The organism is Sporolituus thermophilus DSM 23256 (assembly GCF_900102435.1).
Lineage (GTDB): Bacteria > Bacillota > Negativicutes > Sporomusales > Thermosinaceae > Thermosinus > Thermosinus thermophilus.
The window spans coordinates 68,257-81,944 of sequence record NZ_FNBU01000002.1 but is presented as its reverse complement, the minus strand read 5'-3'; the positions used below and the strand labels follow the sequence as shown (position 1 = coordinate 81,944).

General features: G+C 53.3%; 15 protein-coding genes and 1 other RNA gene. All 16 read left to right on the top strand.

The window, feature by feature from the left end; translation table 11 throughout:
* The first annotated feature begins 14 nt into the window (after nucleotides 1-14).
* The 16 genes from cobJ to ssrS all read left to right on the top strand — a co-directional run bounded on the left by cobJ (nucleotide 15) and on the right by ssrS (nucleotide 13,570).
* Nucleotides 15-704, top strand: a complete 690-nt coding sequence (cobJ, locus tag BLQ99_RS01695) for a precorrin-3B C(17)-methyltransferase (RefSeq protein WP_245690222.1) — start codon at nucleotides 15-17, stop codon at nucleotides 702-704.
* Nucleotides 701-1,462: a precorrin-6A reductase gene (cobK, locus tag BLQ99_RS01690; RefSeq protein WP_093687515.1), complete on the top strand. Its 762-nt coding sequence runs from the start codon at nucleotides 701-703 to the stop codon at nucleotides 1,460-1,462. The genes cobJ and cobK overlap by 4 nt, the downstream gene beginning before the upstream one ends.
* A complete protein-coding gene (locus BLQ99_RS01685; protein WP_093687513.1) occupies nucleotides 1,462-1,839 on the top strand; it encodes a sirohydrochlorin chelatase in 378 nt (125 codons plus the stop codon). The genes cobK and BLQ99_RS01685 overlap by 1 nt, the downstream gene beginning before the upstream one ends.
* A complete protein-coding gene (locus tag BLQ99_RS01680) occupies nucleotides 1,839-2,465 on the top strand; it encodes a precorrin-8X methylmutase (protein ID WP_093687806.1) in 627 nt (208 codons plus the stop codon). The genes BLQ99_RS01685 and BLQ99_RS01680 overlap by 1 nt, the downstream gene beginning before the upstream one ends.
* Nucleotides 2,465-3,049 (top strand): cob(I)yrinic acid a,c-diamide adenosyltransferase, encoded by a 585-nt coding sequence (locus tag BLQ99_RS01675; RefSeq protein WP_216093615.1) that lies wholly within the window; start codon nucleotides 2,465-2,467, stop codon nucleotides 3,047-3,049. Before BLQ99_RS01680 ends, BLQ99_RS01675 begins: the two co-directional genes overlap by 1 nt.
* Before the next feature lie 11 nt (nucleotides 3,050-3,060).
* Nucleotides 3,061-4,449, top strand: coding sequence for a cobyrinic acid a,c-diamide synthase CobB (locus BLQ99_RS01670; RefSeq protein ID WP_093687509.1), 1,389 nt, complete (start codon nucleotides 3,061-3,063; stop codon nucleotides 4,447-4,449).
* Entirely contained in the window at nucleotides 4,439-5,008 is a 570-nt protein-coding gene (gene cobU, locus BLQ99_RS01665; protein ID WP_093687507.1) for a bifunctional adenosylcobinamide kinase/adenosylcobinamide-phosphate guanylyltransferase, read from the top strand. Before BLQ99_RS01670 ends, cobU begins: the two co-directional genes overlap by 11 nt.
* Nucleotides 5,009-6,529, top strand: a complete 1,521-nt coding sequence (locus BLQ99_RS01660) for a cobyric acid synthase (protein ID WP_093687505.1) — start codon at nucleotides 5,009-5,011, stop codon at nucleotides 6,527-6,529.
* Nucleotides 6,529-7,482: an adenosylcobinamide-phosphate synthase CbiB gene (gene cbiB, locus BLQ99_RS01655; protein ID WP_171904565.1), complete on the top strand. Its 954-nt coding sequence runs from the start codon at nucleotides 6,529-6,531 to the stop codon at nucleotides 7,480-7,482. The genes BLQ99_RS01660 and cbiB overlap by 1 nt, the downstream gene beginning before the upstream one ends.
* A 21-nt stretch (nucleotides 7,483-7,503) precedes the next feature.
* The gene (gene cobT, locus BLQ99_RS01650; protein WP_093687503.1) at nucleotides 7,504-8,565 is read left to right on the top strand and encodes a nicotinate-nucleotide--dimethylbenzimidazole phosphoribosyltransferase; all 1,062 of its coding nucleotides are present in this window, start codon (nucleotides 7,504-7,506) and stop codon (nucleotides 8,563-8,565) included.
* Nucleotides 8,565-9,308, top strand: a complete 744-nt coding sequence (cobS, locus tag BLQ99_RS01645; RefSeq protein WP_093687501.1) for an adenosylcobinamide-GDP ribazoletransferase — start codon at nucleotides 8,565-8,567, stop codon at nucleotides 9,306-9,308. Before cobT (BLQ99_RS01650) ends, cobS begins: the two co-directional genes overlap by 1 nt.
* A 2-nt stretch (nucleotides 9,309-9,310) precedes the next feature.
* Nucleotides 9,311-10,384: a nicotinate-nucleotide--dimethylbenzimidazole phosphoribosyltransferase gene (gene cobT, locus BLQ99_RS01640; RefSeq protein WP_093687499.1), complete on the top strand. Its 1,074-nt coding sequence runs from the start codon at nucleotides 9,311-9,313 to the stop codon at nucleotides 10,382-10,384.
* Nucleotides 10,385-10,417: 33 nt separating this feature from the next.
* On the top strand, nucleotides 10,418-11,287 hold the full coding sequence (locus tag BLQ99_RS01635; protein ID WP_093687497.1) for a GHMP family kinase ATP-binding protein: 870 nt from the start codon (nucleotides 10,418-10,420) through the stop codon (nucleotides 11,285-11,287).
* A 1-nt stretch (nucleotide 11,288) separates the two neighbouring features.
* Nucleotides 11,289-12,392 carry a threonine-phosphate decarboxylase CobD gene (gene cobD, locus BLQ99_RS01630; RefSeq protein WP_093687495.1) on the top strand — a complete coding sequence of 368 codons (1,104 nt, stop codon included), beginning with the start codon at nucleotides 11,289-11,291 and terminating at the stop codon, nucleotides 12,390-12,392.
* Complete coding sequence (cobC, locus tag BLQ99_RS01625; protein ID WP_093687493.1) at nucleotides 12,385-12,996, top strand: alpha-ribazole phosphatase; 612 nt, start codon at nucleotides 12,385-12,387, stop codon at nucleotides 12,994-12,996. Before cobD ends, cobC begins: the two co-directional genes overlap by 8 nt.
* 396 nt (nucleotides 12,997-13,392) lie before the next feature.
* Nucleotides 13,393-13,570: non-coding RNA, 6S RNA (ssrS, locus tag BLQ99_RS01620), on the top strand.
* Nucleotides 13,571-13,688 lie beyond the last annotated feature (118 nt).

Below are 13,688 nucleotides of genomic sequence, written 5' to 3'. Positions count from 1 at the left end.
GCCATCTTAGCGACATGAGCCCGCGGGCGCGGGAGGCGCTGTTGGCGGCTGAGGTGGTAGTAGGCTATGACACATATTTGGAACTTGTCCGGGAACTTTTAGCGGAGAAAGAGGTTATCGGAACCGGGATGATGCGGGAAATAGAACGGTGCCAGGCTGCCGTCGATCAGGCGCTTGCCGGTAAACGGGTAGCGGTTGTATCCAGCGGTGACCCGGGAATTTACGGCATGGCCGGGCTGGTGTTGGAGCTGGCGCTGAAAGCGCCGGTTGATGTGCGGCCTGCCGTCGACATTATTCCCGGTATTAGCGCGGTAGGGGCCGCCGCAGCTCTCTTGGGTGCGCCGCTCATGCACGATTTCGCGGTCATTAGCTTAAGCGACTTGCTGACTCCTTGGGAAGTTATTCGTAAACGGACGGAAATGGCCGCTGCCGGCGACTTTGTCATTGCCCTTTATAACCCGAAAAGTACGCGGCGGGTCAGTCAAATTGAGGAAGTGCGGGAAATTATTCTTCGTCACCGGCCGGCTGCCACCCCTGTCGGTATTGTTCATCACGCTTCCCGTCCTAAGGAAAAAATGGTCTTATCCACGTTAGCTGATTTTACCAAAGAGTTCATCGACATGTTTTCGCTGGTGATCATTGGGAACAGCCAGACTTATATAAAGGATGGCCGGATGATTACACCCCGGGGGTACCGGCTGTGATTTTGGTTCTGGCCGGAACGCAAGATGGGCGGGAGCTGGCTGCGCTGCTGGAGCGCGCCGGGTTTCCCGTACTCGTGTCAGTGGTAAGCGGTTATGGCCGGGATTTGGCCCGGCAAACGGGTCTGCTTGTGCATACCGGTCCGCTGGATAGAGATGGATTATACAACCTAATCCGGACGCGTGCGGTGAAGCTGGTAGTTGATGCCAGTCATCCCTATGCCGCCGCGGCGTCCGAAAACGCCATCGCCGCCTGTCAACGCGCCGGCGTTCGCTATTTGCGGTATGAACGGCCTGGTACGCCGCTGCCGCGCTACGAAAAACTGTACGTTGCGGATAATGCGGCAGCCGCGGCACGGTTGTCGGCTGAACTGGGGCGAACGATTTTTCTCACTGTTGGCAGCCGGGCGTTGACGGTATTCAAACAGGAAACACTGCTCCTTAGTCACCGGCTTGTTGCCCGCGTGCTGCCCGATCCTGCTGTCGTGGCCGAATGCCTGCGGCTTGGTTTTCGCCCCCGTGATATCATTGCCATGCAGGGGCCATTTTCGCACGAACTCAATGTCGCCATGTTTCGGGCGTGTAACGCAGAGGTCGTCGTTACCAAAAACAGTGGCGCGATCGGCGGCACGGACACCAAGTTTTCCGCGGCCATGGAGCTCGGCCTGTCGCTGGTGGTTATCGACCGGCCGCATATTGATTATGGCTGCAGGGTGTCATCGCCGGCAGAGGTTTTAGATTACATACGGGAGGAATTGTGATGAATGCAGGGATTGTGGTGCTTGGCCATGGTAGTCGCGCCAGTGTGGGCGAGGCCAACCAAGTAGTTTTTCAGGTTACGGATATGGTAAAAGCACGAGTAGGTCATGACTTGGTAGAAACGGCAATCATGAATCGCAAGTCAGGGTTGCAGGATCTTTCCGGGGCCGTAAAAAAGCTGGTATCGCGGGGAGCGCGGCGGGTGATTATCGTGCCCATGTTTTTTGCTAACGGTATGCATATTCAAAGCGACATTCCCGAAGAAATCGAAGCGCTTAAGCAGGAGTTTCCCGACATAACAATAATTATGACACCGCATATCGGCGCCGACTCCCGTATCGCGGATATTTTGATGGAGCGTGTGCAGGAGGTCTTATGATTGAATTTTTGACTGACCCAACCGCCATTGAGTCGCGCAGTATGGATATTATCGCTCCGTATCTTCGCGATTTGAACTTGTCGCCCCAGGAAATCAAGGTGTTTTCCCGGATTATCCATGCGGCGGGCGATCCCGATTATGCCAGTATTATCCGGCTTCATCCTGAGGCGATTCGTGCCGGTTGCGCGGCCTTAAAAGCGGGATGCCACATTTTTACCGACGTCGAAATGGTGCGTACTGGCATCAACAAGCGCAAACTGGCAGAGCATGGGGGCGAAGCGCATTGTCTTGTCGCTGACAATGAAATTACCCGCCTGGCGAAAACGCAGGGCATAACCCGCGCGATGGCGGCCATGCGCGCCTTTGGCCGGCGGCTTAATGGCGCCGTTGTCGCTATCGGTAATGCGCCAACAGCGTTGTTTGAACTTTTGCGTTTAATGGAACAACAGGAGATTAGACCGGCTTTGATTATCGGTGTACCCGTTGGGTTTGTCGGCGCCGCTGAAGCGAAGGATCTTTTAATAGCCAAGTCCCCTGTCCCGTATATTACGGTTATCGGCAATAAAGGCGGCAGTCCGATAGCCGCGGCGGCCGTTAACGCTCTCCTTTATATGTTGGATGCATGATGGGTGTACCACAGCGGGAAAGTAAAGTCTACGTCTATACCGGCGACGGCAAAGGCAAGACCACCGCTGCTTTGGGCATGGGACTGCGCGCGGCAGGTAACGGTGAACGCGTTGTCATGGTCCAGTTTCTAAAGGGTACGGGATATACGGGGGAGTTATTCGCAGCGCCCAGTTTTGCCGGGCGGTTTATCCTTCGCCAATTTGGGTTCGGTTGTCCTGATGCAGCGGAAATTCGTATGGGCATCAAAGTATGCTGCAAATGCGGTCGCTGTTTCCGGGAAAACCGCAACCCCATTCACGGCTTTGTCGACCGTGCCTTTAAATTTGCGGCAGACGTTATTACCACCGGTGACGCCGATATGGTCATATTGGATGAAATTAGTCATGCCGTAAACCGTGGCCTGCTGCCGGTCGCTAATGTAATAAAACTGATCAGTCTGCGGCCGGCGAAGATGAAGCTTGTTTTGACAGGAAGAAAGATGCCGGAAGAAATATTAAATCTTGCCGACAGCATAACAATTTGCCAAGCCGTTAAACACCCCATCGCGCAGGGTATCGACGCCAGGCGCGGCGTGGAATATTAGGGGGATTGCGCATGACTTGTTTTCAAATACCGCGGCTTGTCATTGCCGGCACGCATAGCGGGGTCGGTAAAACGACAATTGTGACCGGCTTGCTGGCGGCGCTGGCCCGGCGCGGGCTTAATGTTCAATCTTATAAGGTCGGTCCCGACTATATTGACCCTGGCTATCACGCCCTGGCCAGTGGCAAGCGGGCGCATAACCTTGATACATGGCTGATGCCGCCGGAGGAAATGGTTCGCCTGTTTGTAAAGACGGCAAGCGGTTGCGAGCTGGCCCTTATCGAAGGGGTTATGGGGCTGTATGACGGCGGCCGGGGCGGGGTCAGCAGTACGGCAGTCATTGCCAAACGGCTCGATGCTCCGGTAATATTGGTTATTGATGCCAAATCTATGGGCGAAAGCGCTGCCGCCATTGCGCTCGGTTATAAACTGTATGACCAAGATATCCGGTTGGCTGGGGTAATTGTCAATCGTCTCGGCTCGGAAACACACCGCACCATGGTGGCCGAAGCATTTTCCCGTCTGGGTATTCCTTTGCTCGGTGCAGTTTTTCGCGATAACCGGCTGTCGACGCCGCAGCGGCATCTCGGGTTAACACCGGTAACTGAACACGACGCGCGGAAAACGGTTGACGTTATGGCGGACCGGATGGCCGAACAAGTCGCAGTTGATGAACTGATTAGTTTGGCGAAACAGGCTCCGCCTTTGGTTGCACCATTGGATAATTCGCGTTGTGACAGGGGACACGTTCGCATCGGCGTGGCCAAGGATGAGGCATTTTCCTTTTACTATCCGGAAAGTTTAGATGTTTTGACTGCGCAGGGAGCGGAACTGGTAGAGTTCAGCCCGCTATATGACCAATTTTTACCGCCCGTCGACGGACTAGTCCTAGGCGGTGGTTTTCCGGAAATGTTTCTGGAACGGCTTACGGCGAATCGCCCGATGCGTGAGGCTATTTTTCGGGCAGGGAAAGACGGCATGCCCATTTATGCCGAGTGTGGCGGTTTGATGTATTTATGCCGACAAATTTCCGGATTTGGTGGCCAAGCTTATGATATGGTGGGATTAATTCCAGCCGTGTGCGAAATGCAGTCAAACCTGCAAACGGTCGGATACGTGGAGACAAGGGCGCTCCACGACACTGTATTATGTTTGGTCGGTGAGAAGCTGCGGGGCCATGAATTCCACTTTTCCCGCATGGTTCCCGACGACTACACGGATTTTCCCTGGGCTTTCGAATTTACGAAAGTGCGTACGGGGGCAGCCTATCGTGGGGGGTTCGCGACCGATAATATCTTGGCTTCTTACCTGCATATTCATTTTGCCGGCAATAAGCAGGCGGCCGGAAGGTTCGTCGAGCAGTGCATTAAGTTTAGAGGACGTGACAGACATGAGAGGTAAAATTGTGCTGGTCACCGGCGGCGCTCGCAGCGGCAAAAGTACTTTTGCCGAGCATTATGCCGCCGCGGCGGGCGAACCGGTGGTTTATATTGCAACCGCGCAAGTTGGTGATGAAGAAATGCGGCTAAGGGTAGAACTTCATCAACGCCGCCGTCCGGCCGAATGGCTTACGATTGAAGCCCCTGTCGATGCCGACCGGGCAATTGCGCAGGCCGCCCAAACGGCTAAAGTAGTGCTATTTGATTGTCTGACGCTTTATACAAGCAATCTGCTCTTGGCCGCCGCGACATTGACCGAGCCGGCGGAAAGGCAGCGGTATATTATCGGCGCCATTGACAAATTGATTGAGGCAGCGCAGGCCAGTCAAGCGACCGTGATTTTTGTAACCAACGAAGTGGGCATGGGGATAGTACCAGATAATGCGCTTGCCCGTGAGTACCGCGATGTAGCCGGCAAGGTCAACCAACGGGTGGCCGCGGCCGCTGACGAAGTATACCTGGTAGTTTGCGGCTTAGCGGTAGATATTAAACAGTTGGCCGTTCGGACAGGGGGGAGTTAAATGGCCAAAACGATTATGCTACAGGGAACAGGCTCGCATGTAGGGAAAAGTATCCTGACCACCGCTTTATGCCGCATCTTCCACCAGGATGCTATGCGTGTTGTGCCCTTTAAGGCGCAGAACATGGCCCTTAATTCATATGTGACCCAAACAGGCGGGGAGATGGGCCGGGCCCAGGTGGCCCAAGCCGAGGCGGCCGGGCTTGAGCCTGCAGTAGAAATGAATCCGGTCCTGCTAAAACCGACCGGTAACGCCTGTTCGCAGGTAATTGTTCTTGGCCGGCCGGTCGGAACCATGTCGGCCAAGGAGTATCATTCCAGGTACAGCAGGCAGGCGCTGCAAGTAATTAAGGAGTGTTTGCGCAAGCTTCATGCCGAGTACGACGTTATCGTCATCGAGGGAGCGGGCAGTCCCGCGGAAGTTAATCTCAAGGCCAATGATATTGTTAATATGCGTATTGCCAAACTGGCACCGGCGCCGGTACTTTTGGTAGCTGATATTGACAGGGGAGGGGCTTTGGCATCGGTAGTCGGTACCCTTGAACTGTTGGAACCGGATGAGCGCGATTTGGTCAAAGGCATTATTATCAATAAGTTCCGCGGCGACATAAGCCTCTTGCAGCCGGCATTGAATTTTCTGGAACAAAAGACGGGCAAGCCTGTGGTTGGGGTTGTACCTTATCTTGAAAACTTGGGCATCGACGACGAAGATTCGGTTTCTCTTGATGAAAAACGGGCGGACGGTGGGGGTGAGGTCGAAATCGCCGTACTTCGCCTGCCGACAATTTCCAATTTCACCGATTTTGATGCCTTGGCAAGTGAAGCAGGCGTTACCGTCCGCTATGTGCGTCAGGGTGAGACACTGGGCAAGCCAGATCTTATTGTACTGCCGGGCAGCAAAAATACCACCGAGGATCTGCTGTATCTGCGCCGTAACGGCTATGACCAGGAAATCCTTCGGTTGGTAGACGCGGGCATACCGGTTGTCGGTATTTGTGGCGGTTATCAGATGCTGGGGCAGGAAATTCGCGACCCCTACCGCACTGAATCGGATAATGAGCGGGTGGATGGGCTGGGACTGCTTGATACCGTTACGACTTTTGCCCCGGAAAAAATTACCCATCAGGTGACGGCGCGCTGCATTAGCCATGGCTTTTTGGGCTTGGGATATGACGAAACCGAGCTGCAGGGCTATGAAATCCATATGGGCCGTACGGAGTTTACGGGCCCGGTCCAGCCGGCCTTTACCATTACCAGCCGTTCCGGACAACCTTGCTACCATGATGACGGCGTGGTGCGGCCTGACGGCCTGGTCATGGGAACCTACATACACGGTATCTTCGACAATGACAAATACCGCCGGGCGGTGGTTAACGCGCTGCGGGTGCGCAAAGGTTTAGCCCCACTGGCGACGGTCACCGATATTCAGGCGAAGAAGCAGGCAAATTACGACCGTTTGGCCAAAGTTGTCCGCAAGAGTTTAAACATGGAACTTTTGTATCGTATCATGGGTGTCCGGTGATGCTGAGCGAATTGGATAAATTTTTGCCGTTAATTGCGGTCAGCGTTGACGCCTTTATCGGCGATCCCCGTTCCCAGTATCATCCCGTGGTATTAATTGGCAAGCTGATTGCCAGCCTGGAGAAAGGACTTCGGCGCCCGCAGCATTCGACCTTTACGCAAAAACTGGCCGGGGCTGTTTTGGTAGCGAGCGTGCTAGCCATTGTCTATGGGATAACCTGGTTGATTATGAAAGTTTTGCAGGAGTGGCATCCGGTAGCGGCGCTTGCCGGAGGAGCGTTGTTATTGTCGTTTGTCATATCGCCCCGCAGTCTGGCCGAGGCCGGTCAGGAGATTTACGGCTATTTGGCGACGGGTGATTTGGCGCAGGCCCGTTTCAAGGTTGGTTGGATTGTCGGGCGGGATACCGACAAACTGGATGAAGCCGAAATAACCCGGGCAACGGTAGAAACGGTTGCCGAGAATATTGTCGACGGTATCGTTTCCCCTCTGTTTTACGCTGCTATCGGCGGGGTACCGCTCGCTTTTCTGTACCGGGCGGTGAATACGCTCGACTCGATGGTAGGTTATAAGAACGAAAAATACCGTAATTTCGGCATGGTTGCCGCGCGGACAGACGATGTCTTTAATTATCTGCCGGCACGCCTGACAGGTATTTTTATCATTATTGCCGCGTGGCTGCTACGGTTTGACGCATGGGGGGCTGCTAAGACCATTTGGCGTGACGCGGCCAAACACCCCAGTCCGAACAGTGGCATAGCCGAGGCGGGGGCGGCCGGAGCCCTGGGAATCCGTTTGGGCGGGTTAAACTACTATAGCGGCATTCCCTCTTTCCGGCCCTACATGGGAGAAGCAAAAAATTCCTTGGCGCCTTATCACATAAGACAGACAATCCGGCTGATGTATTTGGTTACGTTTTTAACGGTGCTTTTTTTCTTAGTGTTTATATGGTAATATCGAGGAGGTTAATACGACTTGGAATTATTACAGCAAACCATTCGCAACATTCCCCCCGTCGCTCACCAAGCTGCCGCCGCGGTAAAGCGCCGCTTCGACCGGCTGACCAAGCCGCAGGGCAGCCTTGGCGAGTTGGAAACGCTCGTGGCTAACTATGCCGGCATGACGGGAGAACAGATGCCGTCAATTCCCCGTAAAGCAATGGTCTTGATGGCGGGTGACCATGGCGTCGCCGTTCACGGCGTAAGCGCCTATCCCCAGGAAGTGACCGTACAAATGGTTTACAACTATTTGTCAGGGGGAGCGGGGGCCAACGTGCTCGCCCGTCACGCCGGCGCCGATATGTTTATTGTTGATGTGGGAGTTCGCGTGGATCTTAAGGAACACCCCCGTATTATCAACCGTAAGATTGCCTATGGTACTGAAGACTTCACCCGAGGGCCGGCAATGACCCGCGAGCAGGCAGTGAAAGGCCTTGAGGTAGGAATCGAGATAGCCAATATGTGTATCGATCAGGGATATGGTCTTTTTGCGTTGGCGGAAATGGGAATTGGCAATACCACGGCCACGGCGGCTATTGCCAGCGTTTTTACCGGTTTGTCGCCTGAGCAGGCAGTAGGGCGCGGTTCAGGCATTGGCGACGGGCGGTTGAAAATTAAACAGCAAGTTGTACAGCAGGCATTACTGGTTAATAAGCCTAATCGGGGCGATGCCCTGGATGTTCTCAGCAAAATCGGGGGCTATGATATCGCCGGTCTGGCCGGCGTTATTCTCGGAGGCGCCGCCCGGCGGGTACCTACCGTCATAGATGGCGTTATTGCCACGGGAGCAGCCCTTATCGCTGCCGGCTTAGCGCCAGAAGCAAGAAATTATATGATTGGCTCGCATCTTTCCGCAGAACCTGCCCATGGCAAGATGCTTGAAGTTTTAGGCCTTCGTGCCGTGCTCGACATGGGGATGCGGTTAGGTGAAGGAACAGGGGCCTGCCTGGCCATGACGCTGCTTGACGCTGGCATTAAACTTCTTCGGGACATGGCTACTTTTGAGGAGGCCGGCATTGCAACAGCCGAACCAAGATGATGAATGATTTTTTTATCGCTCTTCAGTTTTTGACCCGGCTGCATATCGTGCGGCAAAATGTATGGTCACCGGAAGGATTCGGCCGCAGCGTTAAGTACTTTCCTGTAGTCGGAGCGGTTATCGGCAGCATGCTGGCCGTGCTTGACAGTGTAGTCAATGCCTACTTGCCGGATCATGTATGGACCGCTATCTTGGTCGTTGCCGGTTTTGCTTTAACCGGTGGGCTGCACGGCGACGGATTTATGGACACATTTGACGGTCTTTTTTCCGGCAGGACGCCGCAGCGAATGCTGGAAATCATGAAAGACAGCCGAGTTGGGGCCAACGGTGTAATGGCCTTTGGCGCGCTGCTGCTATTAAAATGGTCGATGCTGCTGGATATAGACGCCTATTCCCGGCCCATAGCGCTGTTTATCGCCCCTGTTATCGGCCGCATGGCCATGGTAGTTGGCATTACTGTTTTCCCTTACGCCCGGCCGGAAGGAATAGGCAAGGCTTTTGCCCAATACGCCGGGAAAAGGGCTTTGTATATAGCTACTATCTTTACCCTGCTTTTGATCTTCCCGTTCGGTCGGGCTGCTGTTTTTAGCCTGGCGGCAGGGATGGCTTTCGCCGTACTGTTTGGCCGCTATGTCACCGGGATAATTGGCGGTCTCACCGGCGATATCTACGGGGCCATAACAGAAATGACCGAACTGTTGGTATTGTTTGTCTTTCTAATATGTGGAGAAATGGAGTTATAGCCATGGAAAGAATAAGCGCTACAATCGCCAAAATAGAGCCTTTGGATAACGATGTCATGAACAGGGTTCAATTCCGGTTGGATAATCTGACTAAACCGTTAGGGAGTCTGGCCGCCCTGGAAGAAAGGGCTAAGCAGTTAGCAGGGGCGTTACGTCAAGAACATCCACCGTTGCCCCAAAAAGCGATCATACTAATGGCGGCCGACCATGGGGTTGCTGCCGAAGGGGTTAGTCTTTATCCGCAGGAAGTAACGGAACAGATGATTTATAATTTTGTAAAAGGTGGGGCCGCGATTAATGTACTGGCACGCCATGCCAACGCCGAGCTTGTGTTGGTTGACGTTGGCGTCCGGGCTAATTTGCCCGCTGATTTGCCCATCCAACACCGGAAGGTAGCGGCAGGAACCGCTAACATGCGCTTTGGGCCGGCCATGAGTCAGGAGCAAGTCGTACAGGCGCTCCATGTTGGTCTGGATGTGGCCAACGCCGTTATCGATAAAGGCGTTCAGGCTATTGCCCTTGGCGAAATGGGAATTGGCAATACGACGGCCAGTTCGGCTGTAACGAGCGCCTTAACCGGTAGAGCACCCCATGATGTAGTCGGCTTTGGTACGGGTATTAGTTCTAAAATGTTAATGCACAAAATTAAAGTAGTAGAGGAGGCTATCGCGGTCAACCGACCGGATCCTAATAATGTTTATGATGTTCTGGCCAAGGTGGGCGGGCTGGAGATTGCCGCCTTGACCGGCGTAATCTTGGCGGCGGCCGCACGGCGAGTGCTGGTAGTACTGGATGGTTTCATTTCATCTACTGCGGCGCTTGCGGCTTATCGTCTCACCAACCGTGTTCAGCCCTATCTGGTTGCCGCTCACCTGTCGGCCGAACCAGGCCACAAAGTTATTTTGGAACATTTGAACCTTAAGCCTATGCTAAAACTCAGTATGCGGCTTGGCGAAGGCACAGGCGCTGCCCTCGGGTTAACACTAGTAGACGCCGGTGTTAAGGTTCTCAATGAAATGGCGACCTTTGACGAGGCGCGCGTGGCCTATGCCTTACAGGATTTGCCGGTAACGTGACCGGACTAGTACACAAAGTGGGCGAAGAGCACTATGGGTGTAAAAGTTAGAGCCCCCGGTACCTGCGGCGAACTCGTCCAAGGCACGATTGACGGGGAAAATTTTCTAATTACTTGTCCGGTAGATCTCTATTCAGAAGTGGAAATTATCGGCGACGGCCGGCCGCACCGGAACGTGGGGAGCAAGACGCTGACCGCCGTCCGCAAAACGCTTCAGTATCTCGGCCATGGCGAGGCGCAGCTGAGCGTCAGGGTATGTTCTGACCTTCCCGTTGGTAAAGGGATGGCGTCGAGCAGCGCCGACATTAGCGCCGCCTGCCAGGCTGCCGCCTTATATGTTGGCAGATGCTTGACTCCTGATGAAATCGCTGATATTGCGCTTAGTATCGAACCCACCGACGGCCTTTTTTATCCGGGTATTATGATGATAGACCATGTCCACGGCCGTATCCGCCGTTTTCTTGGCATGCCGCCGGCTCTTTTCATCGCTGTTTTCGATGTGGGTGGACAAGTCGACACCCAGTGTTTTAACCGGCGCAGCGATCTGGCTGGCTTAAATGCCGCCAAGGAAAAACAGGTGCGCCAAGCCCTGGAATTAGTGCGGCGCGGCTTGGCGACAGGCGACAGTTCTCTTATTGGACAGGGGGCAACCATTAGTGCCATAGCCAACCAAGCCATCCTTTACAAGCCTTGTCTTGAAACAATTATTGAATTAACAGTACGCTTTGGCGCGGTGGGGGTAAATGTCGCACATAGCGGCACTGTTCTTGGCGTCCTGTTTCCGGCAGACAGGAAAGCGGCCATCGCCCCTTGTGTGGATGCCGTTTTGTCAGCTTGTCCGAATATAGCTTTCTTTAGAACGGTTCGGCTCATTGCCGGCGGTCTAACAATTGTGAGGGATTAGTATGGCACAGGAAAGTATTTATGAACATGGCGGGAACATTTATGCAGCTGCTCGCCTAATGGGCAAAAATGCGGAACAATTTCTTGATTTTAGCGCCAATATTAACCCCTTTGGTTTGCCGGTTAGCGTGCGGAGATGTCTATTGGACAGTATTGACGACGTTGTGAACTACCCCGATGCCGAAGCATGGGCGTTAAAAGAAGCCATCGGCCGGCATTACGGCGTTTCTGTCGACCAAATTACGGTCGGGAATGGGGCAGTGGAACTGCTTTATGTGCTTTGTCATGCCCTTCGTCCCCAACAGGTAATGGTGGCAGCGCCTACGTTCAGTGAGTACGAACGGGCGGCTCGCGCCGCAAAAGCCGTTATCCGTTATATGCCGCTCGCGCCGGATAACGGATTTACCCTTCCGGTAGAGCGGATTATCGCTGCCCTTCCGTTTATTGATATGGTCTTTGTCGGGAATCCCAACAATCCAACCGGGACGGTGCTGACGGCGGGCGAATTGGAACCGCTGCTTTACGCCGCAGCCAAAAACGATGTTACGGTCGTTGTCGACGAGTCTTTCATTGATTTTCTTTTTGATGATGAGAGATATACTTGTCGAACTTTGCTCGCTCGCTACCCTAATTTAGTAGTTCTTCACTCGCTTACTAAGTTTTATGCTATCCCAGGACTACGGTTGGGGTTTGCGCTAGCTGCTCCCCGGTTGGCTGCTATCATGCATGCCGGCAAAGATCCATGGAACGTCAATGCTTTGGCCCAGGCCGCCGGGGTGGCCGCCCTGCAGGATAAAGAGTACCGCAATAAGAGCCGTCAATATGTAGCTGGCGCCAAGAAGGCTTTATACGATGGGCTGGCCCAAATACCCGGACTGAAGCCTTTTCCGCCGGCAGCTAATTTCGTTTTTATCGACGTAGCCGGAACGGGAATGACGGCGGCTGCATTGCGAAAAGCTATGATGGAGGAGCATGTATTAATTCGCGATTGCAGCAACTATCCTGGTTTGACGCCTTATTATGTACGCGTGGCCGTGAAAAAAGAGGAAGACAATAAAAAGTTGCTGCGAATTCTGGCGGCAGTATGTGGGGGACAAAATGACTAAGGTTATATTGGTTCGCCATGGCCAGACGATATGGAATTTGGAACTGAAATATCAGGGACATACGGACATCGAATTGACGGAATTGGGAATTAGGCAAGCGCAACTGGTGGCTGACCGCTTGGCGAGTGAGAATGTTGCCGCCGTATTTGCCAGCGATCTAAGCCGGGCGTACAAAACGGCCGAATTTATCGCAGCTAAACATGGCCTATCCGTAGTTACTGTACCAGAACTGCGGGAAATACGTTTCGGCGCGTGGGAAGGGCTGACCTATGACGGCATCAATAGCCAGTGGCCGGATATTATGAAAAAACTGTATACCAGCCCGGACGATGTGGTAATTCCAGGTGGGGAGACATTCCGGGAACTTAAGGCCCGTGCCGAAGGGGCTATCAAACGCATTGTAAGCGAACACCCCAATCAGACGATTGTAGTTGTATCCCATGGCGGCACAATTCGCACCCTTTTGTGCGCCGCTTTAAATATTCATCTTAACTATGTATGGAATATCCGGCAGGATAATACCGCTGTAAATATTATTGAGTATTACCGCGAGCGCGCTGTCGTCGCTTTGGTGAATGACGTGCATCACCTAAAAGGACTCTAGTTCCCGTCTTGGCCGAAAAACTTGGTAGCCTTTGCGCTATTTTGGCGCAGGGTTTTTTACGGCGTGCCGCTAGCCTTTTTTTACGCCTTAGTGTGGATACCGTCGCTCATCTGTTTATTAGGGCTGCACTACTATGGGACGCAGGCCCAATTGCCACCTAAGTGGAAGGCCTTAAAAATCATTTGTCTTTGTATTGTTCTGTCTGCTCCGTTGGGTTTCGCGCTGGCTGCTCAGTCTTTGCTTGCCTGTGCGAGATAGGATGAGCGGTTTCGCGGAGCATAAAAAAGCTTTGTCGGCTTAGACGGATTTAGTTTATTGAAAACAGTCCTAATCATTATTGGCTGGACTTGAGCGCGGCCATTGTCTCATGATATTATACATCCTGCTGATACGGCAATAAGCCTGTGATGTTCGTTAACCTTGAGTTATGTTCAACCTACAGAATGACATCGGGAATCCGATGGCGTGTGGCTGCCATGCCTCCTTTGAGTGGAAGGCAAAAGCACGTCTTAGGATACCCACCTGCGAGAAGCGGGTTTCGAACATAGTAAGGTGACGGCATCGCGGGCTGATTTACATAAAAAAGACTGAAGCGGAAAGTTATCCGTTTCAGTTTTTTGCTTTTGAGGCTAAGTCAAAGTTTTATTAAGCATGCGGATTCTTTTTAGTTCGGCCAATGCGCGAGAATGGCT

Coding starts and splice junctions, on each gene's coding strand:
- BLQ99_RS01670 (WP_093687509.1), top strand. CDS start 3,061: ATGACTTGTTTTCAAATACCGCGGCTTGTCATTGCCGGCACGCATAGC.
- cbiB (WP_171904565.1), top strand. CDS start 6,529: ATGCTGAGCGAATTGGATAAATTTTTGCCGTTAATTGCGGTCAGCGTT.
- cobS (WP_093687501.1), top strand. CDS start 8,565: ATGAATGATTTTTTTATCGCTCTTCAGTTTTTGACCCGGCTGCATATC.
- BLQ99_RS01660 (WP_093687505.1), top strand. CDS start 5,009: ATGGCCAAAACGATTATGCTACAGGGAACAGGCTCGCATGTAGGGAAA.
- BLQ99_RS01685 (WP_093687513.1), top strand. CDS start 1,462: ATGAATGCAGGGATTGTGGTGCTTGGCCATGGTAGTCGCGCCAGTGTG.
- cobD (WP_093687495.1), top strand. CDS start 11,289: ATGGCACAGGAAAGTATTTATGAACATGGCGGGAACATTTATGCAGCT.
- cobC (WP_093687493.1), top strand. CDS start 12,385: ATGACTAAGGTTATATTGGTTCGCCATGGCCAGACGATATGGAATTTG.
- cobJ (WP_245690222.1), top strand. CDS start 15: ATGAGCCCGCGGGCGCGGGAGGCGCTGTTGGCGGCTGAGGTGGTAGTA.
- cobT (WP_093687499.1), top strand. CDS start 9,311: ATGGAAAGAATAAGCGCTACAATCGCCAAAATAGAGCCTTTGGATAAC.
- BLQ99_RS01675 (WP_216093615.1), top strand. CDS start 2,465: ATGGGTGTACCACAGCGGGAAAGTAAAGTCTACGTCTATACCGGCGAC.
- BLQ99_RS01635 (WP_093687497.1), top strand. CDS start 10,418: ATGGGTGTAAAAGTTAGAGCCCCCGGTACCTGCGGCGAACTCGTCCAA.
- cobU (WP_093687507.1), top strand. CDS start 4,439: ATGAGAGGTAAAATTGTGCTGGTCACCGGCGGCGCTCGCAGCGGCAAA.